The organism is uncultured Thiodictyon sp., from assembly GCA_903837595.1.
GTDB lineage: Bacteria > Pseudomonadota > Gammaproteobacteria > Chromatiales > Chromatiaceae > Thiodictyon.
Map to the genome: position 1 here is coordinate 19,636 of CAILVI010000028.1, position 23,466 is coordinate 43,101.

Annotated in this window: 15 protein-coding genes and 1 pseudogene; 9 read left to right on the top strand and 7 right to left on the bottom strand. The window is 63.9% G+C overall.

The window, feature by feature from the left end:
* Positions 1-15: 15 nt before the first annotated feature.
* The 4 genes from QZY44_RS01615 to QZY44_RS01630 all read left to right on the top strand — a co-directional run bounded on the left by QZY44_RS01615 (position 16) and on the right by QZY44_RS01630 (position 5,407).
* Positions 16-279 carry a DUF6516 family protein gene (locus QZY44_RS01615; RefSeq protein WP_295441349.1) on the top strand — a complete coding sequence of 88 codons (264 nt, stop codon included), beginning with the start codon at positions 16-18 and terminating at the stop codon, positions 277-279.
* Position 280: 1 nt separating this feature from the next.
* Complete coding sequence (locus QZY44_RS01620) at positions 281-625, top strand: helix-turn-helix domain-containing protein (protein WP_295441351.1); 345 nt, start codon at positions 281-283, stop codon at positions 623-625.
* 92 nt (positions 626-717) lie between these two features.
* Positions 718-4,545: a hypothetical protein gene (locus tag QZY44_RS01625; protein ID WP_295441354.1), complete on the top strand. Its 3,828-nt coding sequence runs from the start codon at positions 718-720 to the stop codon at positions 4,543-4,545.
* Positions 4,546-4,741: 196 nt separating this feature from the next.
* Positions 4,742-5,407: a hypothetical protein gene (locus QZY44_RS01630; RefSeq protein WP_295441356.1), complete on the top strand. Its 666-nt coding sequence runs from the start codon at positions 4,742-4,744 to the stop codon at positions 5,405-5,407.
* A 58-nt stretch (positions 5,408-5,465) separates the two neighbouring features.
* On the opposite strand, the gene QZY44_RS01635 is transcribed toward QZY44_RS01630, so the two are convergent.
* Positions 5,466-10,457: a chemotaxis protein CheB gene (locus QZY44_RS01635; RefSeq protein WP_295441359.1), complete on the bottom strand. Its 4,992-nt coding sequence runs from the start codon at positions 10,455-10,457 to the stop codon at positions 5,466-5,468.
* Between the two features lie 853 nt (positions 10,458-11,310).
* On the opposite strand from QZY44_RS01635, the gene QZY44_RS01640 reads away from it, so the two are divergent.
* The 3 genes from QZY44_RS01640 to QZY44_RS01650 all read left to right on the top strand — a co-directional run bounded on the left by QZY44_RS01640 (position 11,311) and on the right by QZY44_RS01650 (position 13,380).
* The gene (locus tag QZY44_RS01640; RefSeq protein ID WP_295441362.1) at positions 11,311-12,327 is read left to right on the top strand and encodes a hypothetical protein; all 1,017 of its coding nucleotides are present in this window, start codon (positions 11,311-11,313) and stop codon (positions 12,325-12,327) included.
* Positions 12,328-12,574: 247 nt separating this feature from the next.
* Positions 12,575-12,976 carry a type II toxin-antitoxin system prevent-host-death family antitoxin gene (locus QZY44_RS01645; RefSeq protein WP_295441365.1) on the top strand — a complete coding sequence of 134 codons (402 nt, stop codon included), beginning with the start codon at positions 12,575-12,577 and terminating at the stop codon, positions 12,974-12,976.
* On the top strand, positions 12,973-13,380 hold the full coding sequence (locus QZY44_RS01650) for a type II toxin-antitoxin system VapC family toxin (protein ID WP_295441368.1): 408 nt from the start codon (positions 12,973-12,975) through the stop codon (positions 13,378-13,380). Before QZY44_RS01645 ends, QZY44_RS01650 begins: the two co-directional genes overlap by 4 nt.
* A gap of 188 nt (positions 13,381-13,568) precedes the next feature.
* Here QZY44_RS01650 and fba read toward each other — a convergent pair whose 3' ends face one another.
* The 6 genes from fba to QZY44_RS01680 all read right to left on the bottom strand — a co-directional run bounded on the left by fba (position 13,569) and on the right by QZY44_RS01680 (position 21,627).
* On the bottom strand, positions 13,569-14,633 hold the full coding sequence (fba, locus tag QZY44_RS01655; protein ID WP_295441371.1) for a class II fructose-bisphosphate aldolase: 1,065 nt from the start codon (positions 14,631-14,633) through the stop codon (positions 13,569-13,571).
* Between the two features lie 92 nt (positions 14,634-14,725).
* On the bottom strand, positions 14,726-16,168 hold the full coding sequence (gene pyk / locus QZY44_RS01660) for a pyruvate kinase (RefSeq protein ID WP_295441374.1): 1,443 nt from the start codon (positions 16,166-16,168) through the stop codon (positions 14,726-14,728).
* A 97-nt stretch (positions 16,169-16,265) separates the two neighbouring features.
* Entirely contained in the window at positions 16,266-17,447 is a 1,182-nt protein-coding gene (locus tag QZY44_RS01665; RefSeq protein ID WP_295441377.1) for a phosphoglycerate kinase, read from the bottom strand.
* A 183-nt stretch (positions 17,448-17,630) separates the two neighbouring features.
* Entirely contained in the window at positions 17,631-18,632 is a 1,002-nt protein-coding gene (gene gap / locus QZY44_RS01670) for a type I glyceraldehyde-3-phosphate dehydrogenase (protein WP_295441379.1), read from the bottom strand.
* Between the two features lie 82 nt (positions 18,633-18,714).
* The gene (gene tkt / locus QZY44_RS01675; protein WP_295441382.1) at positions 18,715-20,721 is read right to left on the bottom strand and encodes a transketolase; all 2,007 of its coding nucleotides are present in this window, start codon (positions 20,719-20,721) and stop codon (positions 18,715-18,717) included.
* A gap of 351 nt (positions 20,722-21,072) precedes the next feature.
* Positions 21,073-21,627: a thioredoxin family protein gene (locus QZY44_RS01680; RefSeq protein WP_295441384.1), complete on the bottom strand. Its 555-nt coding sequence runs from the start codon at positions 21,625-21,627 to the stop codon at positions 21,073-21,075.
* 248 nt (positions 21,628-21,875) lie between these two features.
* On the opposite strand from QZY44_RS01680, the gene QZY44_RS01685 reads away from it, so the two are divergent.
* Together QZY44_RS01685 and QZY44_RS01690 are read left to right on the top strand one after the other, a co-directional pair.
* Positions 21,876-23,135: an SUMF1/EgtB/PvdO family nonheme iron enzyme gene (locus QZY44_RS01685; protein ID WP_295441387.1), complete on the top strand. Its 1,260-nt coding sequence runs from the start codon at positions 21,876-21,878 to the stop codon at positions 23,133-23,135.
* A pseudogene (locus QZY44_RS01690) lies at positions 23,132-23,466 on the top strand (Sulphatase-modifying factor protein); the annotation flags it as partial. The gene QZY44_RS01685 and the pseudogene QZY44_RS01690, both read left to right, overlap by 4 nt.

Below are 23,466 nucleotides of genomic sequence, written 5' to 3' on the forward strand. Positions count from 1 at the left end.
AGGCAACAAGAACTGTTGAACGAGCGCTCCAAGCAAGGCGAAAATGCCTTCGCCGAGCTGCGGGTCTGGCGGGTACCGGAACCGGTACGCTGGAGTGCCCACATCTTCAAGTATCGCTTGGCGTTCGTGGTCGATGGGGTATGCGTGGTGCGCTTCGACAACGAGGCAGGCAAAGGCGATCATCGGCATCTTGGACCGGTCGAAATGCCCTATTCCTTTACTACTCTGCCCGAATTATTGGCCGATTTTTGGCGCCAAGTCGATAACTGGAGGGGATAACATGAACGCTGTCACCATTGGTATCGCCAGCCGTGAGGAAACCAACGCGCGCTTCATGCGTGCCATGAGCGGCGAGCCGCAGGGGGCTTTTCGCACTATTGCCACGGTCGATGATCTATGGCGGACCCTGACGCCCAAGCGCTGGATGCTCTTGCGGGCGCTGACCGGTGCCGGCCCCGTCAGTTTACGCGAAGCAGCGCGGCGGGTGGGGCGTGATCTAAGGACAGTGGAGACCGACATTCATAGGCTGCTGAATGCGGGGTTGCTGGAGAAGACCGACACCAGGATGATCGAATTCCCCTTCGACGTAGTGCATGTAGATTTCATATTAAGGGCGATGTTTTGATCGAAAATCTGTTGAGCGATTTCTCGATCAGTCGCATGTTTTCTATGTCAAAAAGCCGTTTTCGCTATACCGACATCGGAATTCGATAACGCATGCCTCATCATCCAATATTCGATATTTCGCCAGACCAAATCGCCGAAATCGATCCCGAGGGTCTGCGGGAGCTGATCGCTGAACTGTGCAAGGCCGATTTGCACCACCGGGGCCTGCCAGTCTCCGGCGTCATCCATGGCGGGAGTCCGATTGCGCCGGACGGCGGGATTGATGTTCGAGTGGAACTGCCGGCCAATACAAATATCGGCGGGTTCATTCCGCGGCCTATGACCGGTTTTCAAGCGAAGGCCGATGACATGCCACGGAGCGAGATTATCAGGGAGATGCGCCCAAAGCCTAAGAGATCCAATAGCAAAGCACCGCCGCTGCGGGACAGCATTCGGACTCTAGCCGCGACTAGCGGCGCCTATATTATCGTCTGTTCCAAAGGTTCCACAAACCCGAAATATCTTGATGAGCGGCGTGCGGCGATGCGCGAGGCAGTTGCCGATTTACCCAAGCCGGATACACTGCATCTTGATTTCTACGACCGGACCCGGCTTGCCGATTGGGTTCGCGAATACCCCGGCGTGGCGCTCTGGGTCCGGGCAAGGATCGGCCAAACACTGACTGGCTGGCAGCCCCACGAAAACTGGTCGCACGCACCGGAAGGCGCGGAAATGGCTTACCTGAGCGACGACACCGCCCGCATCCGCGACCGGCGCAATCCGCAAGACGGAGCACTCACCATTGTCGAGGGTATCGCGCGGCTCCGTGCCACCCTGTCGCGTGCTGGTGGTGTTGTCCGCCTCACTGGGCTGTCCGGCACCGGTAAGACACGGTTACTCGAAGCCCTATTCGATGATCGCATCGGCGGAGCCGCACTGGATTCTGCCCATGCCGTCTATACTGACATGGGTCACGAACCACCGCTGCGACCACAGCAGCTTGCCAGTCAGCTCATTGCCCAAGGCAAGCGCACCGTGCTGGTCATCGACAACTGCAGGAGGGATACCCACGACGCTATTGCCCCGCTCTGCCGCGCCGCCGGGAGCCTAGTCAGCCTGATTACGGTCGAGCTGGACATCGGTGACGACCAACCAGAAGGCACGGATTGCTTTGTTCTCCAGCACGCATCTACGGCAGTGATCAAATGCCTGCTGGAGCTGCGCTTTCGGAATCTATCCCAAGCGACCTGCTGGTGTATCGCAAAATTCTCCGATGGCAATGCCCGTATCGCCATCCTGGTTGCCGAGAATGTGCGGCCGGACGCGAATCTGGCTGACCTGACCGATCAGAAACTTTTTGAATTGCTTTTTCATCAGAAGAAACAGCCTGATGCGACCTTGCTTCGCGCCGCCGAGGCCCTCTCTCTTGTCTACTCGTTCGATGGCGAGAAACTTGACGGCGATGGCGCAGAGTTGCCGTTTTTGGCGGGACTTGCGCGCCTTGACCCGGTGGAAGTCTACGAGCAGGTCGCAGAGTTGCGGCGCCGCGAGATCATCCAATCCCGTGGACCTTGGCGCGCCATCCTGCCGCAGCCCATCGCCAACCGGCTCGCCAAGCGGGCATTGCAAAACCGCCCGCCGCTCCAAGTCGCCGACCAGTTCTGGAATTGCGGAAACCCGCGGTTACTCCGTTCTTTTACTCATCGCCTGAGCTACCTGTACGATTCTCCGGAAGTGCAAGCCATCGCCTCGGCATGGCTCGGCCCCGAGGGTCCGTTGGCGAACTCAGGTTGGATGGAACAGGACCGCATTGATGTCGTAAAGAACCTAGCCCCGGTCGACCCAGCCGCAAGCCTAGCTTTGGTAGAGCAATTCGTTCAACGCGTCGAGTCGAACCAGGCCGGAAACCTCGCCCCTTGGCATCGGGGCACAGTGATGCAGTTGCTTCGAAAGATCGCGTATTTCGCAGAGCACTTCAATCGTGCGTGTCTTTTGCTCGGCCGTTTGGTATCCGTTGAACGCATCGCAATGGGGCGGCCATATAACGCAAGCTTTTTTACCGAACTGTTCCAGGCTTGCGGCGCCGGTAGTCTCGCCGGTGCCGCGCCACGCATTGAAGTGATAGAGAGCTTGCTGGCTAACACGGACGACGCGAACCGGGAGACTGGAATGATAGCACTCGGCAAAATGCTGAGCGCCCCCTGCCGCGCGGGGTCACACGACCTCAGCTTCGGCGCGCGAGTGATCGATGATGGCTGGGTGCCACGAACCTCGTCTGATTATCGGGACTGGTACGGCGGAGCCCTCGTTGTCGCCAAGCGTCTCGCGTTGTCCGGACTTACCCAGCGCACGGCGGCCCGTCACCTGATCGCTCAGCATTTCCACTACCTTTGGAGGCGCGGCGAAATTGTCGATGACCTGGAAAATGCGCTTCGGAACATCGCGGCCGACAAGTATTGGCCAGAAGGCTGGCTGGCTGTCCGCAAGACAGTCGGGATGTACGAGTCCTGCATGGAGCCAGACCAGATAGCGCGACTCCGTGCCCTCGCTGCGAGTTTGGCACCGGAGGACCTATCGGAACGGATTCGCTCATGCGTGCTTACACCCATATCGGAGATTGCGGCTGTCGAATACTGGGAAACGCAGAACAAAGAAACAGTTGTATCCGCCGAGGCAGTAAACGAGGCCCGGCGACTAGGGATCGAAGCGGGCGAAGCGCCGGGCACTATCGGTGCCCTGTGGTCGGACCTATGTGGCCCAGACGCACATCAGGCACTCTGGTTCGGTCAGGGATTCGCCGAGTCAGCGGAAAACTTGACCAGTGGCTGGTCCTTACTGGTACGCAACTACGGTGAGTCCAACCATCTGTCACGCAATCCATCGATCCTTGCAGGATTTCTCAGGGCCGCGTCGGGGATGGACAAACCGCTTGTCGATAGGATGCTGAGCGATGCTGTTCATGATCCTTTGCTGGGGGTTGATTACCCACGTATTCAGATATTTGTCGGTGTGGATCAGGCCGGCGTTGCCCGATTGCTTGATTCGATCAAGGCGCGTCTCGCACCGGCCAGTGCGTTCAGGATGTTATGGATGGATTGGACCACTGAATCAATCACGTCTTGTGACCTGAGCCGTATCTTGTCGGGTATCGCAAATCTCCCGGATGGCCTCCAGGTTGCAGCAGATGTTTTGGCGAAGCGCTTCGACAGAGCACCTGTGGCACAGCGAGACTGGGACCCCTGCCTTCTCGAACTCGGCCGGCAATTCTTGCGCGATTACTCGCTTGATGGTGGCGAGTACGCCACAGACTATCGATTGCGTAAAATTGCAAGGGTATGCCTGGCAGGGGCTGAGGCCAGTGGGGACGCGGTAATACTCTTGAACCGAGTCATCCAATCAAACGAGGACTCATCTATTGATGTCGGCCTTAGCAGTTTGATCGATATATTGTTTGAACTTCATCCGCTCAAGGCGCTCGATTGCTGGCTGGAACAACCCGCAGGGTCATTGTCGCTTCGGTCGCTAAACAACATCGGAGTGATAGACGGAAATCCGCTTAGCAACGTTCCGACGCGGACTTTAATCGAATGGGCGTCTCTGCATCCAGCGGCGCGCTTTCCGTTATTGGCGCAATTGATTCGGCCGTTTGTGATGGAAAATGGGAGCCTGGTGTGGTCTGAGGTTGCCGCCGCCTTAATGGCTGAAGCGCCTGACCGGGCGAGTGTTTTTGCCGGGCTCGCAAGTCAGATCCGGCCAGGATCCGGCTTCGTCTCGTCGGCAGATAGTCTCCAAGAACAGCGGGCGCCGGTCCAGGGCCTTCTGAATGATCAGGATTTCCAGATAAGAGAAATGGCAATGGAAATTGATCGGAGCATCGCTGAAGCGATTGCAACTGCGCGCCGGCATGAGATCAATCGCGACGAGCGTTTTGAACATTAGGGTGCGCCGTGCCTTGCCTATCCGCGTCGCACCTTTCCGCCAGTGAGGAGTATCGCAGAACCCGATGCCAGCAGTTTTATCGACTCCACCGGGACGACGATCGGTGCCGCGCGAGCGGCCTCGCGAGAAGCAGCGGCCCGAGGCATGGTTAGGTTTCCAGCCCCTCGATTGCGGCGAGGAACTCCTTGACCTGCACATGCAGCAGGCACGCGGCACACCGAAACGTTACTGGGCCATGTTGTTGAGCCATGGCCCGCGGCTGGGCCTCGGTGACGAAGAGATCACCAATACGCGGGCCGGTCTCACCGTTTATTTCTGGATGTCGGAATCCTTGTGCCCGGTCGCCCACCAGTTTGCGGTGGATACCACCGCGGTCCGCAAGCACCTCGCCTATGGCGAGGGCCCCGACCCCGTCGTGGTACCGACGCTGCCGGTCTTCGAGTCACCGCCCCCGGCCGCACTGCCCGGCTTGTTCAATCGGATCTTTAACCAGGTCCAGCGCATGAAGCTCCATCCCAACTATACCGAGAGCCTGGGCCGCGAGCTGGGCATTCTGCCGATTGTTGATACGACTGAGCACCCGGTCCCCGAGTTCACCGTTACCACTGAACAAGGTCCCAACGGGATGCGGCCACGCATCGATTACACCAAGTTTCGGCACCATGGTATCGCCGGGGAGTACCGCGTCAACGGTGGCCCCTGGTTGCCGCTGGGTCATTTCAACCAAAAGACGGTCTATGACGATCGCCCACTGGCCGTGCCGGGCACCCCGGAGAGCCGCGATTATCGCCTGCGCTGGTTGGACAAGGATGAGGCCCATGGCGACTGGAGCGCGATCCAGACGGTGCTGGTGGGGGCTTGAGTCCTGCGGGTTGGCTGGCGCCTGGAGCGCATAAAACTGCGACCCAACCAAGGTTGGGTCATCCACCCGGCGATGGCTTGGCGGATAGCCAGGTGAGGATCACGCGGTACAAGACCTCTGGTTCGACCGGCTTGGTCAGAAAATCGTCCATCCCGGCGGCCAGGCACGCCGCTTGGTCCTCCGCGAAGGCGTTGGCGGTCATGGCCACCACCGGGATGCGCGCCATCCCGCTGGTCGTTGCGCGGCGGATGCGTCGCGTGGCCTCCAGACCGTCCAGCACCGGCATCTGCATGTCTATCAGGATCAAGGCGTACGCCTGGTCACCGGCGAGACGGACCGCCTGCGCGCCGTCCGCCGCGCAATCCGCGATCAGCCCGACATCCTCCACCAACTGCCGGGCGATCTCCCGGTTCACCGGCTCATCCTCGACGATCAGCAGACGCGTCCCCGCGTGGTCGCGTCGCAGGCACGCCTCTGCCTCCCCAATGGGGATGTCCTCCACCCCCGTCACGGTTGGCTGCCCCTTCTTGAGCCGGGCCGTGAACCAGAAGGTGCTGCCGACCCCCAGCGTGCTGTGCCCCCCCGCCTCGCCACCCATGAGCTGGGCCAACTTGCGGGTGATGGCGAGCCCCAGGCCGGTGCCGCCATAGCGGCGGGTGGTCGAGTTATCGGCCTGTTCGAAGGCGCTGAACAGCCGGGGCAGCACCTCGGGGGCGATGCCGATGCCGGTGTCTGCCACCTCGAAGCGCAGCAACACCGTCGCGGCGTCTTCCTCCGCCCGCGTGACCTGCAGGGCGATCTGGCCGCGTTCGGTGAACTTGACGGCGTTGCCGGCATAGTTGAGCAGGGCCTGCTGCAGACGTGTGGCATCCCCCTGAATATAGGGCGGGATCTCCCCGATCTGCGTGACGATCCGCAGTGGCTTGGCCTGGACCTGGGTTTGGAGCTGGGAGACCACATCGGCGAGCAGGCGCTCGATCCGCACCGGCCCCTCGTTTAGGCTGAACTTGCCCGCCTCGATCTTGGAGAGCTCCAGGATGGCATTGATGATCTCGAGCAGATGGTTCGCCGATCGTTGGAGCGTTTGCATCTGCTCGCCCTGGTGCGGCGTCAGCCCGTCGCGCTGGATCAGATGGGCCATCCCGGTGATCCCATTCAGCGGGGTGCGGATCTCGTGGCTCATGTTGGCCAGGAAGGCGCTCTTGGCGATGTTGGCGGTCTCCGCCGCCTCCTTGGCCGCCGAGAGTTGCGCCGTGCGCTCCGCGACCATCGCTTCGAGGTGTTGGCGGTAGGCATTGAGTTCCGCTTCGTTCTGCTTGCGCTCCGTGATGTCCCGACCATAGGCGAAGAGGTACTCCTGCCCGGCGTAGGCGACATGATTGACGGTGACCTCGGCTGGATAATCGGTGCCGTCCTTGCGACGGTGCACGACCTCCAGCGTGAGCGACTTGCGCCGGCGGACCTCGGCCCAGTGCTCGGCATAGGCCTCCCAAGTGAAGCCGGGGCTGAAATCCAGCGCCGTCAGGCGCAGCAGCTCGTCGCGCGGATAGCCGAGTGTGCGGCACGTCGCGTCGTTGGCGTAGCGGACCCGGCCGTCCGGCGTAAACCAGGCGACCATTTCGGCCGCGGCGTCGATCGAGGCCTGGGTCAGCCGCAACGCCTCCTCGGCTTGCCGCTGCTCGGTGAGATCGTGGACCGAGAGGAAGATCAGGCGCTCACCGCCCTGAGTGTCGACCATGGCCCCCGAGTAGGACACGATGCGCTCCCAGCCCTGGTCGGGACGGCGCAAGCGTAGCTCCAAATCACTCACCCGCTCGCCACGCTTGATGCGCCGCATGGGCCACTCGTCCAGTTCGAGCAAGCGGCCGCCATCGGGCGTCCACAGCTGGAACGTGATTGGGGTCCTCTCCAGGGGCTCGATGCCCTCGTCGGGGCGGGTGAAGCCATGCATGGCGCGGGCGGTGGGATTCCAGTAGAAGACCTGCTCGTCCTGCGTGGCAAGGATGACGCCTTCGGCAAAGTGCTCAAGCGCGGCATTCCAGCGGGCCTCGCTGCGGCGTAGGGCGTCCTGCGCCGCCTTGCGCTCTCTGATGTCCCGCCAGGTGACAATGGCGCCGACCACCGCGCCGCCAACATCGCGGATGGGAGCCGCGCTGCACAGCAGTGGCAATTGGTGCCCGTCGGCGCTGCGCTGCACCAGCTCGAAATCTCGCACGGTCACGCCATGAAGTGCCTGCATGAGGGGCAATTCTTGCGTCGGCATGAGGGTCTGGCCGTCGGGGCGATAGACGGTCCAGTCCCTGGCCACGTCCTCGATGCGCTTGCCGGCATGCGGGCCGCCCAGGAGATCCTGACCGTACTGGCTGATCAGACGCAGCGTGCCGTCGGCATCGCAGACGGTGATACCCTCGGGCACGTGCTGCATCAGGGCCGCGAGCATCCGTTCGCCGGCCTCGGCTTTGGCCAGGGCAGCCCGCAGCGCCTCCTCTGCGTTCTTGACCTCGGAGATGTCGATGAAAGTGACCACGACCCCCGCGATCAGGTTCTCGAGCGTGCGGTAGGGCAGCACCCGCAGGATGAACCAGGAGCCCTCGCTGGTACGGATCGGCCGCTCGAGCGGCGTCAGGGTCCTTAAGACCTCCCCCGCGTCGGCAATGAGGTCCTGGCCGTGGAAGCGCGGGGCGAGGTCGCCGATCGGCCTGCCGACGTCGGTGTCGATGAGCCGAAAGCGTGCCGTGGCGGCGGGGGTGAACCTCACCACGCGCAGGTCACGATCAAGGAAGATGGTCGCGACCTCAGTGCTCACGAACAGGTTCTGCAGGTCGCTGTTGGCGGCACCGAGCTCGTCCACGTTCTGGCGCAGCTCGGTGTTGACCGTCTCCAGCTCTTCGTTGAGCGAGTGAAGCTCCTCCTGCGAGGTCTGCAACTCCTCGTTGGCCGACTGCAGCTCCTCGTTCGTCGCGATGAGTTCCTCGTTCGAAGACTTGAGCTCCTCATTGGCCGAATCGAGGTCCTCGACGGTCGTTTTGAGCTCTGCGCGGGTGGTGCGCAGCTCGAGCTCGAGCAGGTCGAGCGCCGGTGGCTCAGCCAGCCCAGCGGTGTCCGCACTCTCCCCGCTCTGCGCGGGCCGCTCCAGCGGCGCGTAGTCCTGTACCACCACCAGCAGGAGGCCCGCATCCACCTCCATGCCGGGCACGGGGCGGACCGTGAGTTGGACGCGATGAGTACCGTCGTCGAGTGCGAGCACGATGTTGTCACGTACCACCCGCTGCCGGGTGGCCGCCGCGGCTTGCAGCGCCCGCCGCAGCTCGACGCGCAGGATGGGCGGGACGAGGTCGACAAGGTTCGTGGTGACGGCACCGGATGCTAGCCGGAAGTAACGGTCCAGCCTTCCAGCCACGAGCACCAGCTCTCCCCGATCGTTCACGACCGCGCAGGGGGTCGCGTACTCGTCGAGCACGGTGCGTTCGAAGGCCGCGCTGACGCGCTGCTGAAGCGTCGGTGAGGGTCGCTCCCGGCCGGGCGCCGGCGGCGTGACGCCAACCGGTCGGGCCGTGCGGCGGGCGGCGGGCGGGAAGTCCAGGAGCGGACGAATGACGGTCTGCCTGCGACGAAAGATCCGGCTCGACTTATCGATGGTCTCGAACAGCGCATGGCTGCCGCTGAGACCCTCGGCCGGGCCGAGGAAGAGGAAACCCCCGGGGCGAAGCGCGAAGTGGAACAGGGGCACGAGCTTGCTCTGCAGCTCGGCGGAGAAGTAGATGAGTACATTGCGACAGGAGATGAGGTCGAGCTGCGAGAACGGCGGGTCGCGGATCAGGCTGTGCGGCGAGAAGATGCACATCTCCCGCAGCGCCTTGACCGCCTGGTAGCGCTGCCCCTCACGGACGAAGAAGCGCGCGAGGCGCTCGGGGCTCACGTGCTCGGCGATGGTGAGCGGGTAGCGCCCCACGCGCGCTGCAGCCAGCATCTGCGCGTCGAGGTCGGTCGCGAAGATCTGGACCGCGCGCCTGGATTCGATCCGCTCCAGGTGCTCGCGCGCGAGGATGGCCAGCGAGTACACCTCTTCGCCCGAGGCGCAACCGGCCACCCAGATGCGCACGGGCGCATCCGCTGGCCGCCCCTGGATCAGGCGCGGGACGACCTGCTGCGCGAGCGCCTGGAACGCATCCGGATCGCGGAAGAACTGCGTCACCCCGATGAGCAGGTCCTTGACGAGCGACTCGGCCTCGGTCATGTCCCGCTCCAGCCCCGCGAGATAGGCATCGACCGTCGGAACGTGCAGGATCTGCATGCGCCGCCGGATTCGCCGCAGCAGCGTCCCTTCTTTGTAGTTCGCGAAGTCGTGGCCGGTATGCTGCCGGATGAGCGCGCAGATCCTCCCAAGGCGGCTCGCGAGCTCGGGTTCGAGCGCCGCCGTGCTTGAGTGCCCCGCGGTGGTGACATAACCGGCATGCTCAAGCAGTTTGGCGGCGAGCGCCTCGGGCGGCAGGACGTGATCCACCAGGCCTGCCTCGATCGCGCTCTGCGGCATGGCGTCGTGCTTGGCCGTTTCCGGAGACTGCGCCAGTGTCAGCCCCCCGCGCTCCTTGATCGCGCGCAGCCCGACGGTGCCGTCCTGACCGGCGCCGGAGAAGAGCACGGCGACGGCGTGCTCTCGCTCCTCGGCGGCGAGGGAGCAAAAGAAGGCATCGATGCGGCCGGGAGCGGTCGGCCCGGTCGCCGCGCTGACCTTGAAGGCGCCGCCCGCGAGCAACAGGCGCGTGCCGGGCGCGATGACGTAGGCGTGATCGGGCTTTGGTCGTACGCCGTCGGCCGCCTCGATCACCGGCATCGCGGCATGTCGCGCCAGCAGACCCGCAAGCAGGCTCGGCCGATGGGGATCGAGATGCTGCACCACGACAAAGCTGAGGCCGGTGTTGGCAGGCAGATGAGCGAAGAACTGCTCAAGCGGTTCGAGGCCCCCGGCGGAGGCGCCCAGTCCCACGATCAGTGCCGCCCCGTGCCGATCCTCGGAGGTGCTCTTGCCAGGTCTGTGCTTGCGATTCATGGCGACTCATGTGGTCAAGCGGCAACGGGCATGCGATTGGCCAGCACTGACCTGGGTCGTGTCATGCGGGGATCGACATCGCCGATTTACGAATAATGGCACTACCTATTGTAGCGCAGCCCAAAGAGGGCGCAGCGGTCAGCGGGAGCGGGAGCCGGAGGCGGAGATAGCCGACGAAGCCGCGGTGCAGATTGGCGAGGCGTGCACGAAAGCCCCATCAGCGGCGCAGGTGGAGCGGCACGAGTGGCGGTTGGTTGGGTCGGGGCTGGTGACCTTGATCGTCGTGCAGACACTGCGGTTGGGGTTGTGGCGGCACTCGCCGTGGCCCTACCTCACCGCCGCCACCACCGATCGGCGCGCAGGGCGCCCCTTGTCAGCCCTGGCGCAGCCGGGGGTCTGAATGATTAGGGGCAGCGACTGAATCAACTCATCTTGAGTCGCGCCTGGTGCCGGTTAACCAGCAACGCTACCAAGACCGGAAGCGGCAGCGCACGCTTCCGAATGAAATCCGTTGGTGTGATCCCTGCCTAGACGGCAAGCTCATTGGAAAACAAATGATCCATCGGTCGTCTATAGATATTTGCCTTAAGCGTGGCCGACTCCGGATAGGTATGGTTGGCTTGCCGTAATGGCCTCTTGAAATCGATGTCTTAACAATAACTTAATAGTATTGAGCGGGGGGGCCGGCATCCTTGGTGGTACCTCACCCTATATCAATAAATTTACCGCCAGTATGCCCAAAAAAGCGCTTGCATCTGTCGAAATTCTGAGATTACAATCCGGCGCGCAGGATACGGGTTGTATAAATGCTTCCGTGAACGTAAAAGGAGGGCATCGTGTGAGAGAGCCAATAATGAAGTACTCGGATGTGCCGGACATCTACTGGATCAAGCAAAGATCCGGCAGGGATTATTACTATTTTGAACAACATAAACCGGACGATCCTGCGGCGGTTCCCGCCCGGATCTACACCGATCCGAGAGGGCGCAGTGAGGTTGATGTCCGTATTGAGGAGATTGGCAGCGTATCGCCGGTGGGGGAATCAGCGACCTCACTCGCAGCGGCTGATCCAGTCGGGGCGAAACTCTTTAGATCGCTTCAACTAAGAGGCATACTCCCGTACTACCTTGACGAGGCAGCTGTTAAAGCCCTATTCGAGAAGAAGTTTACGAAGACCGCCAATGGATACATGATAAGTCCCGCGTCAAGCGCTCGGGACGACGTCACTAAGTGCAGCGCAGACGAGGCGGCCGAAAGGGGCATTGCTTCCGGAAGGTCCTTTAGTGAAACCGATCATTATTTGACTGAGAACATTCGATTCGTCGAGAAAACGACCGTGGGGAAAGTATTCGAGCTGATTAAGCATATGCTCGAACATGATGAGATTGTTCTTGATCTTGAATTCGGAGCGCTGACGTCTCAGGAGTTGCGTAACTTTCAACATGCAATCAAGTGGCTGAGGTCATTGGGTATCGATCTGGATAACGTCCAGGTTAGTGGCGCTATGCGCCGACTGGACGAGGTTTTGGCGAAGCAGATCGTCGATAAGTCACGAGCGTCGGTAGACAAATTTGTTCTAATTTGTGAAAGGTTCGAAATACACCGTTGTAATCCCGAGACTGTGCTCTCCGACGGCTATGATCTTATGCATGTGCACGTCGATAGCGGTCGCCTGGGTCGATCCATAAGGTTTATTACGCGATTAGCGAAGAACCGAATGCACAGTGTTGCGAGACAGCTATGTGAATCGCACGTGAACCGAGTGTCGGATCGCGGACTGATGCTGAATGTATTTGGAACGGTGCTTGACGCAAGTGAGAAAGATAGCGCGCTCGATTTGTCGGTGAATCCTATCGTTATCTTTAGGTAGCGGCGCGCCTGACACAGGCGTGACACCGCGCGACGGTGTCACGAGACAATAGGCGCTGAGTGCCAGACATAGGTATGGCACCCCGCAGCGGCGCCACGAGAATAACCGAGGGGGTTGGTTCGGGGGCGCTGTGGGGTCCTTCCCGGAGGCAGGGCTTTGGCGTGCGGGTCAAGCGCGGTGGTATTTCGCGTCGAGTGCCTGTCAGATGGATCAGACTTGGTGCTTGCCACCATGGAGGAGGAGGGCTATGATTGCCCCAATCACATCGATTGAGGTAATTGATATGGTCCGTGAGGCCCCGGCGATGACGGTTCGGCAGAATCTTGGAGAGTTGCTCAACGAGATTCAGTACCGGGGGGATTCGGTGGTGATCACGAAGAGCGGGAAGCGGGTTGCGGCACTGATCGATATTGCGCTTTTCGAGCGGCTGCGTGCCCTGGGCGAGGATGATGCACGCCCGCACGGGGAGCCGGCGCAAGCGATCTCCGCAGCCCCGGCGGATGATGGCATGGCCTTGAGCGGTGAGGCACCAATGGTCACTGACGCGTTCGAGCGCATGGCGGCACTGCTGATGCAGATTGACCGCATCCCGGATCGAGTGGACGCCGGGGATCCGCTGGCATGGGATGAGCATGGCCTGCCTCAATGATCGTCGTTGATACCTCTGCGGTTGTGGCCATCGTCTTCGCGGAGCCCGAGCGCGAGATGTTTCTACGTGCTCTCCAGGGAACCGACAGGGCATTGATCAGCACCGTCTCGGTGGTCGAGGCGCGCATGGTGGTGCATGGCAGACGGGGGCAGCGCGCGGTCGTGCTGTTGGACGATATCCTGCGACTGCCGATGTTTGATGTGGTCGCCCCCGGACTGGCGGAGATGGACGCGGCCTATGCCGCCTTCGTGGCGTTTGGTAAGGGCAGCGGCCACCCCGCGGGGCTGAACTTCGGCGATGTGTTCAGCTATGCGCTGGCCAAGGTCCGCGCACTGCCGCTATTGTTCAAAGGTGAAGATTTCTCTCAGACCGATATCGCGAGTGCCTGCGTCGCACCCAGCTGAACCGGCGCCGCCGGTTCGCGCGATCTGCTGCCAGAAAAAAGACTGCCGCGTCCCGGCCGGAATGATGGAGCGCTTGCCCGCGGCGCTGAGCGCCAGACACAGGCGTGACACCGCGCAGCGGTGTCAAGCGAGGTTAGAGGGGCGCCCGCAGGGCGCCCCTCCTTTTTTCGGCGGAGCCGAAAAAAGGGCTAGTTGATCTTGGGGTCCAGCTCGCCCTTGGCGTAGCGGGTGGTCATGGCCTCCAGTGACAGCGGGGTGATCTTGCTGGCCCAGCCGGCGGTGCCGAAGGCCTCATAGCGTGACTTGCAGATGCCGTACATCGCCTTGGTGGCGGCGGCCAGATACTTGCGGGGGTCGAATTCCTTCGGGTGCTCGGCAAAGTACTGACGGATGGCGCCGGTGGAGGCCATGCGCAGGTCGGTATCGATGTTGACCTTACGCACGCCGTGCTTGATGCCCTCGACGATTTCCGCCACCGGCACGCCATAGGTCTCGCCCATGTCGCCGCCGAACTTGTTGATGATCGCCAGCCACTCCTGGGGCACGGAAGAAGAACCGTGCATGACCAGGTGGGTGTTGGGGATGCGGGCGTTGATCTCCTTGATGCGCTTGATCGCCAGGATGTCGCCGGTGGGCGGACGGGTGAACTTGTAGGCGCCGTGGGAGGTGCCGATGGCGATGGCCAGCGCGTCGACCTTGGTCTTGGCGACGAAGTCAGCGGCCTCTTCGGGGTCGGTGAGCAGCTGGCTGTGATCCAGGGTGCCCTCGGCGCCCACGCCGTCCTCTTCGCCGGCCTGGCCGGTCTCCAGTGAGCCCAGGCAGCCCAGTTCGCCCTCAACCGAGACGCCGCAGGCGTGGGACATGGCGACCACGTTCTTGGTCACGTCTACGTTGTAGTCGTAGGTCGAGGGGGTCTTGCCGTCTTCCAGCAGGGAGCCGTCCATCATGACGGATGAAAAGCCGAGCTGGATGGAGCGCTGGCAGATGGCGGGGGAGGTGCCGTGGTCCTGGTGCATGCACACCGGGATATGTGGCCACTCTTCGATGGCGGCCAGGATCAGGTGGCGCAGGAAGGGGGCGCCGGCATATTTGCGGGCACCGGCGGAGGCCTGCACGATGACCGGGGAATCGGTCTCGTGGGCGGCCTGCATCATGGCGCGCATCTGCTCCAAATTATTGACGTTGAAGGCCGGCACGCCGTAACCGTGCTCGGCGGCGTGGTCCAGCAGTTGACGCATTGAAATCAGGGCCATGGAGTCTTCCTCGTGTGGTTATGCAAGAATTCGTGAGTGGGATGGATGGATGGGTGCTTGCGGTATGGTGCAGCTGACAGTCGACCAGGGGCCTAATTCGGCCCGGCCACCTGGTGCTCCCCGACCCGCATGATCTTCATGATGTTGGTCTGGCCTTCGACGCCGCAGCGGTCGCCCTTGGTGATGATGACCAGGTCGCCATCGTGCACGGCACCGCGCTGCTTGAGCTCTTCGAGTAACGCCAGGTTGACCTCGTTGACCTCCTGGCACTGCATGTCGAAGCTTAGCGGATAGACGCCGCGGAAAATCCGCGCCTTGCGCCGGGTCTCCGCGCTGGGGGACATGGCGTAGATGGGGATGCCGGAGCTGATGCGGGACATCCATTTCACCGTGGAGCCGGTCTCGGTCAGCGCCGCGATGGCCTTTACGCCCAAGTGATTGGCGGTGTACATGGTGGCCATGGCGATGGCCTCGTCGACCCGGCCGAACACCGAGTCGATCCGGTGCCCGGAGCGGGTGACTTGGCGTTCGGCCTCGATGCAGACGCGGTCGAGTGCCTCCACCACCTGGACCGGGAACCGGCCGACCGAGGACTCGGCGGAGAGCATGACGGCATCGGTGCCGTCGAGCACCGCGTTGGCCACGTCGAACACCTCGGCCCGGGTCGGGATGGCATGGTCGATCATGGACTGCATCATCTGGGTGGCGGTGATGACCACCCGGTTGAGGTCGCGGCTGCGCTTGATCAGCTGCTTCTGCACCGCCGGGAGTTTGGCGTCGCCGATCTCCACACCCAGGTCGCCGCGGGCGACCATGATCACATCGGAGGCCTTGATGATCTCGTCGAGGCAGTTCAGTGCCTCCGCCCGCTCGATCTTGGCGACGATGCCGCCCTGGCCGCCGGCCGCGCGCAGTAGCTCCCGCGCCAGATTGACATCCTCGGCACTGCGCACAAAGGACACCGCGAGATAGTCCGCCCCGATCTCGGCGGCGAAGCGGATGTCCGCCTTGTCCTTGTCGGTCAGGGCCGGGGCGGAGAGCCCGCCGCCCTTCTTGTTGATGCCCTTGGCGTTGGAGAGGGTGCCGCCGATGACCACGGTGCAGCCGATGCGCCCGCCGTTGACGGTGTCGACCAGCAGCTCGATGGCCCCGTCGTCCAGCAGCAGGACGTCGCCGGGGCGCACGTCGTCGGCCAGTTCCGGGTAGGTGGTGCCGACCTGGGTCTGGTCGCCGTCCGCCAGGAGGCAGGCAGCGTCGATGGCGAAGGCGTCCCCGTTGGCCAGCTCGACCGCGCCCTCATGGAAGCGGCCGATGCGGATCTTGGGTCCCTGCAGGTCCAGGAGGATGGCCAGTTCCTGGCCGGTGGCCAGTGCCCGCTCACGCACCAGGCGCACGCGCTCGCGGTGGCGCTCGTGGGTGTCGTGTGAGAGGTTGAGCCTCACCACATCGACGCCCGCGGCGATGATGGCATCCATCACCGCCGGGGAGTCCGTGGCGGGGCCCAGGGTCGCAACGATCTTGGTACGTCTGCTCATTGGTTGGCTCTTAGCTGTCAGCGATCAACGCTCAGCGGCGAGTCTGCCTCGCCCTCTTGTTGATGGCTGAGCACTGACCGCTGACCGCTTGTCCTTGTTAGTCGTTCGCGCGGGATTCGAGCATGGCGACGGCCGGCAGGGTCTTGCCCTCCAGATACTCCAGGAAGGCGCCGCCCGCGGTGGAGATGTACGAGATCTTGTCGTAGATGCCATATTTCTGGATGGCCGCGATGGTGTCGCCGCCGCCCGCCAGGCTGAAGCCGGCGGCGTTGGCAATCGCCATGGCGACGGTCTTGGTGCCCGCGCCGAACTGGTCGAACTCGAAGACGCCAACCGGGCCGTTCCACACGATGGTGCCGGCCTTGCTGATGATGTCGGCCAGTTGCTGGGCGGACTTGGGGCCGATGTCGAAGATCATGTCGTCGTCGGCGATCGTATTGGCATCCTTGACCACGGCCGGCTCGGTCTCGGCGAAATTCTTGCCGGTCACTACGTCCACCGCGATCGGGATGGTGGCGCCGCGGGCGGTCATCTTTGCCATCAGGGCCTGGGCGGTGGGGATCAGGTCGTGCTCGCACAGCGACTTGCCGATCTTGTGCCCGCTGGCGGCCAGGAAGGTATTGGCGATGCCGCCGCCGACCACCAGTTGGTCCACCTTCTCCGACAGGGCCTCGAGCACCGTCAGCTTGGTGGAGACCTTGGAACCGCCGACGATGGCGACCATGGGCCGCGCCGGGTCGGCCAGGGCCTTCTTCAGTGCGTCCAGTTCCGCGGCCAGCAGCAGACCGGCGCAGGCGGTGGGGGCAAACTTGCCGACACCATGGGTGGAGGCCTGGGCGCGGTGGGCGGTGCCGAAGGCGTCCATCACAAAGACGTCGCACAGGGCGGCGTATTTTTTGGCGAGTTCCTCGTTGTCCTTGCCCTCGCCCTTGTTGAAGCGGACGTTGTCGAGCAGGACCAGTTCGCCGTCGGCGATGACCGGGGTGTGCTCGAAATAGTCGCGGATCAGGCGCACCGGCCGCCCCAGCTTGACGGCCAGGTCGTCGGCGACCGGCTTGAGCGAATCTGCCTCGGAGAACACGCCCTCTTCCGGCCGCCCCAAGTGGGACATCACCATGACCTTGGCACCGGCCTTGATGCAATGCTCGAAGGTGGCCATGGAGGCGGTGATGCGGGCGTCGGAGGTGACCTTGCCGTTCTTGACCGGTACGTTCAGATCCGAGCGGATCAGCACCCGCTTGCCGGCAAGGTCGAGATCGGTGAGCTTGATGAAGGACATGGGGGCAATCCTCTCGTACAGGGTGAATGGAGCTATCTGGAAAGCCGCGGGGCTTGCCGGATGACTCTGCTGAGTCTATGGGGTTGGTGGGCGGCGTCCTTGCAGCTGGTGGGTTACGGCGCGCGGGTTGGGCTGGGAGCAAGTCCGCAGCCTGGTGCCCGCGCGCCTAACCTACCCTACGGGTTATTTCGCGACGTGCTCGACCAGGCGCAGCATGTTGCATGTATAGCCGTACTCGTTGTCATACCAGGAGACGACCTTGACGAAGGTCGAATCCAGCGCGATGCCGGCCTCGGCATCGAAGACCGACGGGGTCTTGCAGCCGCGGAAATCGGTGGAGACCACCTTCTCCGCGGTGTAGCCCAGCACGCCCTTGAGATCGCCGGACTCGGAGGCGGCCTTCATGGTGGCGCAGATGGTCTTGTAGTCGGCCGGCTTGTTCAGCTCGACCGTCAGGTCGACGACGGAGACGTCGGAGGTGGGCACGCGGAAGGCCATGCCGGTCAGCTTGCCGTTGAGCTCCGGCAGGACCACGCCGACGGCCTTGGCCGCACCGGTGGACGACGGGATGATGTTCTCCAGGATGCCGCGACCACCGCGCCAGTCCTTGCTGGACGGGCCGTCGACGGTCTTCTGGGTGGCGGTGGCGGCGTGGACCGTGGTCATCAGGCCACGCTTGATCCCCCAGTTGTCATGCAGCACCTTGGCGACCGGCGCCAGGCAGTTGGTGGTGCAGGAGGCGGCGGAGATGATGGCTTGGCCGGCGTAGGTCTTGTGGTTGACGCCGAACACGAACATCGGGGTGGCGTCCTTGGACGGGGCGGACTGGACCACCTTCTTGGCACCGGCAGCGATGTGCTTCTGGCAGGACTCTTCGGTCAGGAAGAAGCCCGTGCTCTCGATGACCAGGTCCGCGCCAACCTCGCTCCACTTCAGGTTGGCCGGGTCCTTCTCAGCCGTCAGGCGGATGGACTTGCCGTTGACAATCAGGGTGTTGCCCTCGACGGCGATGGTGCCCGGGAAGTTGCCGTGGACCGAGTCGTACTTGAGCATATAGGCCAGGTATTCGGCGTCCAGCAGGTCGTTGATGGCGACCACTTCGATGTTCGGGAAATCCTTGGAAATTGCCCGGAAGGTCATGCGACCGATGCGGCCGAAACCGTTGATACCAACTTTGATCGTCATGCAGAGTCTCCAGTTGAGCGCGCAGGGCGCAAGTGTTGAGTGACGGCGGGACCAGGGTGGCCCCGCGCGCTTTGCTTAAGTCTTAGAGGACGGACTTGACCGCGGCCACCACGTGCTCGACGGTCAGGCCGAACTCCTTGAAGAGCGCCGGGGCTGGCGCGGACTCGCCGAAGCGGTCGACACCGATCACGGCCCCGTGGCTGCCGACATACTTCCACCAGCCGTCGGTCACCGCGGCCTCCACCGAGACGCGGGCGGTCACCGCCTTGGGCAGGACCGACTCGCGGTAGGCGGCATCCTGGGCATCGAAGGCGTTCGTGGAGGGCATGGAGACCACCCGCACCGCCTTGTCGGCCAAGGCCTCGGCCGCCTTGATGGCCAGTTCCACCTCGGAGCCGGTGGCGATGATGATCGCATCCGGGGTGCCGGCGCAATCGCGCAGTACATAGCCGCCGCGCTCAATGGCGGCGAGCTGGTCCGCAGTACGGGGCATGTGGGCCAGGTTCTGACGCGAGAAGATCAGGCAGGAGGGGCCGTGCACACGCTCGATGGCGAGCTTCCAGGCGACGGCCGACTCGACCGCGTCGCAGGGGCGCCAGACGCTCATGTTGGGGATCATGCGCAGCGTGGGGATCTGCTCCACCGGCTGGTGGGTGGGACCGTCCTCGCCCAGGCCGATCGAGTCATGGGTGTAGACGAAGATCGAGCGGATCTTCATCAGTGCCGCCATGCGCAGCGCGTTGCGGGCGTACTCGGAGAACATCAGGAAGGTGGCGCCGTAGGGGATGAAGCCCCCGTGCAGCGCGATGCCGTTCATGATGGCGGACATGCCGAACTCACGCACGCCGTAATAGATGTAGTTCCCGGAGGCATCCACCTTGCCCACGCCCTTGCAGCCCTTCCAGAGTGTCAGGTTGGAGCCGGCCAGGTCCGCGGAACCGCCCAGAAACTCGGGCAACAGCGGGCCAAAGCCGCCCAAGGCATTCTGGGAGGCCTTGCGCGAGGCGATGGTCTCGGCCTTGGCGACCACGGCGGCGACGAAGGCCTCGGCCTGGGTGGCCCACTCGGGGGGCAGCTCACCGGCCATGCGGCGCTTGAACTCGGCGGCCGCCACCGGGTAGGCGGCGACGTAGGCGGCGAAGCGCTCATCCCACGCGGTCTCGGCGCTGGCACCGCGGTCCTTGGCGGACCAGCCGGCATAGATATCGGCCGGGATTTCGAAGGGGCCATAGGTCCAGCCCAAGGCCTCGCGGGTCAGTGCAATCTCCTCCACGCCCAGGGCCGCCCCATGGCATTCCTCCTTGCCCTGCTTGTTGGGTGAGCCGAAGCCGATGATGGTCTGGCAGCAGATCAGCGTCGGGCGGTCCTCGACCCCGCGTGCCTCCTCAACGGCGGCCTTGATCGCCTCGGCGTTATGGCCATCGACCTTGGGGATGACGTGCCAGCCATAGGCCTCGAAACGCTTGGGGGTGTTGTCCAGGAACCAGCCCGGGGTGGTGCCGTGCCCACGCACCTCGCCGTCGATGGAGATGTTGTTGTCGTCGTAGAAGGCGATCAGCTTGCCCAGGCCCAGCGCGCCGGCCAGCGAGCACGCCTCATGCGAGATGCCTTCCATCATGCAGCCGTCGCCCAGGAACACATAGGTGTGGTGGTCGACGATCTCATGACCCGGCTGGTTGAACTGGGCGGCCAGGATCTTTTCGGACAGGGCCATGCCCACCGCGTTGGTGATGCCCTGACCCAGGGGGCCGGTGGTGGTTTCCACGCCTGGGGCATAGCCGTACTCCGGGTGACCCGGAGTGCGTGAATGTAGCTGGCGGAACTGCTTCAGGTCCTCGATCCCCAGGTCGTACCCGGTCAGGTGCAGCAGGGAGTAGATCAGCATGGAGCCGTGCCCGTTGGAGAGCACGAAACGGTCCCGGTCCGCCCAGTGCGGGTTGCCGGGATTGTGCTTCATGAAGTCGTTCCAGAGGACTTCGGCGATGTCGGCCATGCCCATGGGCGCGCCGGGGTGGCCCGAGTTGGCCTTTTGTACCGCATCCATGCTGAGCGCGCGGATGGCATTAGCAAGTTCTCTGCGTGAGGACATGGCCCCTCCTAATATCGTTGTTGGATCAGTTTATTTTACTTTGTGCGATCCGTCGCCCGCGGCCCGCTCAGCGCGGGGGTGACGGTTGGCATGCGGGTGGCGCGGTGCCGGAATCTGTGGTGCAGGCCGAGCGGCCGGCGCCGCGGTCTGCCGACGCCAACGGCGATGCGCAGGCGTGGTTGCGCCTGACGGCGGCAGCCCCGGAAAGTACACATAAGGGCCGCCAAATCCCCCAGGACATCAAGCACAACTCAAGCCGGAAATCGCCATTTTATCAGATATGAATTTGAAGTATTGACGGACTTAAGCCCCAGTGGTGGGCGGGACCCGACGGTGCCGGCGCTCCTGGCCTCAGTGTGTCCATTTGATGGAACAGCCCATGCTCGGGACCTGCTCGGCGGGGCCGCGTCCGGTCTGGGCGACCTCGCGCATCGCCTCGAACAGGTCGCGGCGCACGCCGGCCGGTGCCGTCTCCTTGCGGCTCTCGTCCAGCCGGCCCCGGTACTGGAGTTGCAGCGCCGCGTTGTAGCCGAAAAAGTCCGGGGTGCAGACGGCGCCATAGGCGCGGGCGACCGCCTGGGTGGCGTCGAGCAGATAGGGGAAGGGGAAGGCGTACTGTGAGGCTACCTGCTGCATGGACTCGAATGAGTCGTCCGGGTAGTCGCTCGGATCGTTGGACATCACGGCGACGCAACCGATCCCCAGTGCCTGGAGCTCCCGGGTGTCCAGCACCAGACGCTCACGCACCGCCTTCACATAGGGGCAGTGGTTACAGATGAACATCACCAGCAGACCCCGCTCGCCCCGGCACTCATCGCGTGTCCAGACCCGTCCATCCACGCCGGGCAGCGCGAAATCGGGGGCCGGCGTGTCGAACGCACAGACAGGGGTTTGCAGCGATGCCATCGGGGGCCTCCGGGGACAGGATAAGGGCGATCAGGGTTATGCAAGGCGATAACCCGGCAAGTTCAATTATCCCACGGAACCGGAAAAACCCGCTAATCAGATAAAGTTATCTCGTCCCTCGTGCTGGCCTTATGGCGCCGGCCCGACGGCTGCGCGCGACGACTTCCCAAGTGCCGGTCGCCGCGCTACCGTGTGACCCTCGCATGCCCGTGCCAATGTGCCGATCGGAAAGGGGGGCGTCTCACACCATGCTGCGGCCCGTTCGTTCAGGCACCTGGCCGGGGTTGCTCCTGGCGGCCAGCCTTTGCCTTGGCATCGGTCAGGCGCGCGCCGCATCCGGGCTGGTTTGGCCTGAAGCGCTCTACAACCCCCAGCCCCGGGCGGACGACCTGATCCTGCCGTTGCCCTGCGGTGGCGCCATGGCCTTTCGGGCCGTGGCAACGCCCGGGCGGGAGGCGGGCTATGCGGTGACCGGCCCATTCGAGGGGGCGAACGGCACCCCTTACCTGTTGCTGGGCAAGTACGAGGTCACCGGCCTGCAAGCCCAGGCCTTGGCGAGCGCGGTCGCGGGCGCCGCCTGCCCCACGCCCGAGGCGAGCCTGCAAACCCCGCAGATCGGCGACTGGTGGGACGCGCTGCAAGTCGCTGACCGCTATTCGCTGTGGCTGGCCGCCAATGCCGAGTCCATTGCGGCCTGCGACGCGGGCGCCGCCCCCTGTCTGCCGCGGGTCGATGGGGCGCCGGCCTATCTGCGCCTGCCGACCGAGGCCGAATGGGAATATGCCGTGCGTGGGGGCCTGCGTGTCGCGGCGGGCACCTTCGCCGGCCCCCTGTATCCCATGCCGGACGGACTGACCGCGCACGCCTGGTACGCGCCCAACGCCCGCGGGGCGCTCCAGCCAATCGGTGGGCGGGCCGCCAGCCCGCAGGGGCTGCACGACCTCTATGGCAACGCCGCCGAGTGGGTGCTCGGCCCCAGCGGCCCGGGGGCCCTGGCGGTGGGCGGTCACGCGGGCAGCCCCGCGCAGGACCTGGGCGCCGAGTGGCGCTGGGCCACCCCGCCGTTCGCCGCCGACCCGGGTGCGCCGACCGGGCTGCGTCTCCTGGCCGGCGTGCCCCTGTTCACCACCCCGGAGAAGGTACGCGATGCGCAGCGGCGGCGGTTGGCGCCGCCCGCCCCGGTGGCCCAGATCCCACCGCCGCCGCCGCCCGTGCGGTTCCTCGGCTACCTGCGGGTAACGACCGACGTGACCACCGAGGTGCTGGTGGATGGTCAGGTCATCGGTCAGGCCAAGCCGGGCCAGCCGTTCGAGACCCAGGCCATTGCGGTCGGGGAGCGGCCGGTGGCGTTCAGGAGCGCGGGCTACCAGACGGCGCCGCAAGTGCAGCGGTTCCGTACGGGGCAGTGGGTCGAGGCCACGGTTCGGCTGAGCGACATGGTGCCCCCCAAGCCGGGCGTGGCCAGCAGCCCGTGGCCAACGCGCGACCGGGCGGCGCAACCCCGATGACCGGGTGGCAGCAGCCGCAACGCCGCTTTACGGCCGTGCGGCTGGGCCTCCTGCTGTGGCTCCTGTTCGCCCCCCTGCGGATACTGGCCACCGAGCCGATCGCCTGGCCGCCGGACCTTTACGATCCCAACCCGCAACCCGACGACGTCCTGCTGCCGCTGCCCTGTGGCGGGGCCATGACCTTCCGCTGGGTGCAGGCCGAGGGGACGGCGCCCGCGGGCGTCGCGCCGGGATTGGCCCCGCTGTTCCGGCTGGTCGGTCCCTTTGCACACGCCGGCCGCCATGACCTGCTGGTGGGCAAGTATGAGGTCTCGCGTCTGCAATATGAGAC

Excerpts from the sequence above, each read along its gene's own strand:
- QZY44_RS01635 (WP_295441359.1), bottom strand. The coding sequence starts at position 10,457 with ATGAATCGCAAGCACAGACCTGGCAAGAGCACCTCCGAGGATCGGCAC.
- QZY44_RS01685 (WP_295441387.1), top strand. The coding sequence starts at position 21,876 with ATGCTGCGGCCCGTTCGTTCAGGCACCTGGCCGGGGTTGCTCCTGGCG.
- pyk (WP_295441374.1), bottom strand. The coding sequence starts at position 16,168 with ATGAGCAGACGTACCAAGATCGTTGCGACCCTGGGCCCCGCCACGGAC.
- QZY44_RS01620 (WP_295441351.1), top strand. The coding sequence starts at position 281 with ATGAACGCTGTCACCATTGGTATCGCCAGCCGTGAGGAAACCAACGCG.
- gap (WP_295441379.1), bottom strand. The coding sequence starts at position 18,632 with ATGACGATCAAAGTTGGTATCAACGGTTTCGGCCGCATCGGTCGCATG.
- QZY44_RS01680 (WP_295441384.1), bottom strand. The coding sequence starts at position 21,627 with ATGGCATCGCTGCAAACCCCTGTCTGTGCGTTCGACACGCCGGCCCCC.
- QZY44_RS01625 (WP_295441354.1), top strand. The coding sequence starts at position 718 with ATGCCTCATCATCCAATATTCGATATTTCGCCAGACCAAATCGCCGAA.
- QZY44_RS01640 (WP_295441362.1), top strand. The coding sequence starts at position 11,311 with ATGAAGTACTCGGATGTGCCGGACATCTACTGGATCAAGCAAAGATCC.
- QZY44_RS01645 (WP_295441365.1), top strand. The coding sequence starts at position 12,575 with ATGATTGCCCCAATCACATCGATTGAGGTAATTGATATGGTCCGTGAG.
- QZY44_RS01665 (WP_295441377.1), bottom strand. The coding sequence starts at position 17,447 with ATGTCCTTCATCAAGCTCACCGATCTCGACCTTGCCGGCAAGCGGGTG.
- tkt (WP_295441382.1), bottom strand. The coding sequence starts at position 20,721 with ATGTCCTCACGCAGAGAACTTGCTAATGCCATCCGCGCGCTCAGCATG.
- QZY44_RS01630 (WP_295441356.1), top strand. The coding sequence starts at position 4,742 with ATGCAGCAGGCACGCGGCACACCGAAACGTTACTGGGCCATGTTGTTG.
- fba (WP_295441371.1), bottom strand. The coding sequence starts at position 14,633 with ATGGCCCTGATTTCAATGCGTCAACTGCTGGACCACGCCGCCGAGCAC.
- QZY44_RS01650 (WP_295441368.1), top strand. The coding sequence starts at position 12,973 with ATGATCGTCGTTGATACCTCTGCGGTTGTGGCCATCGTCTTCGCGGAG.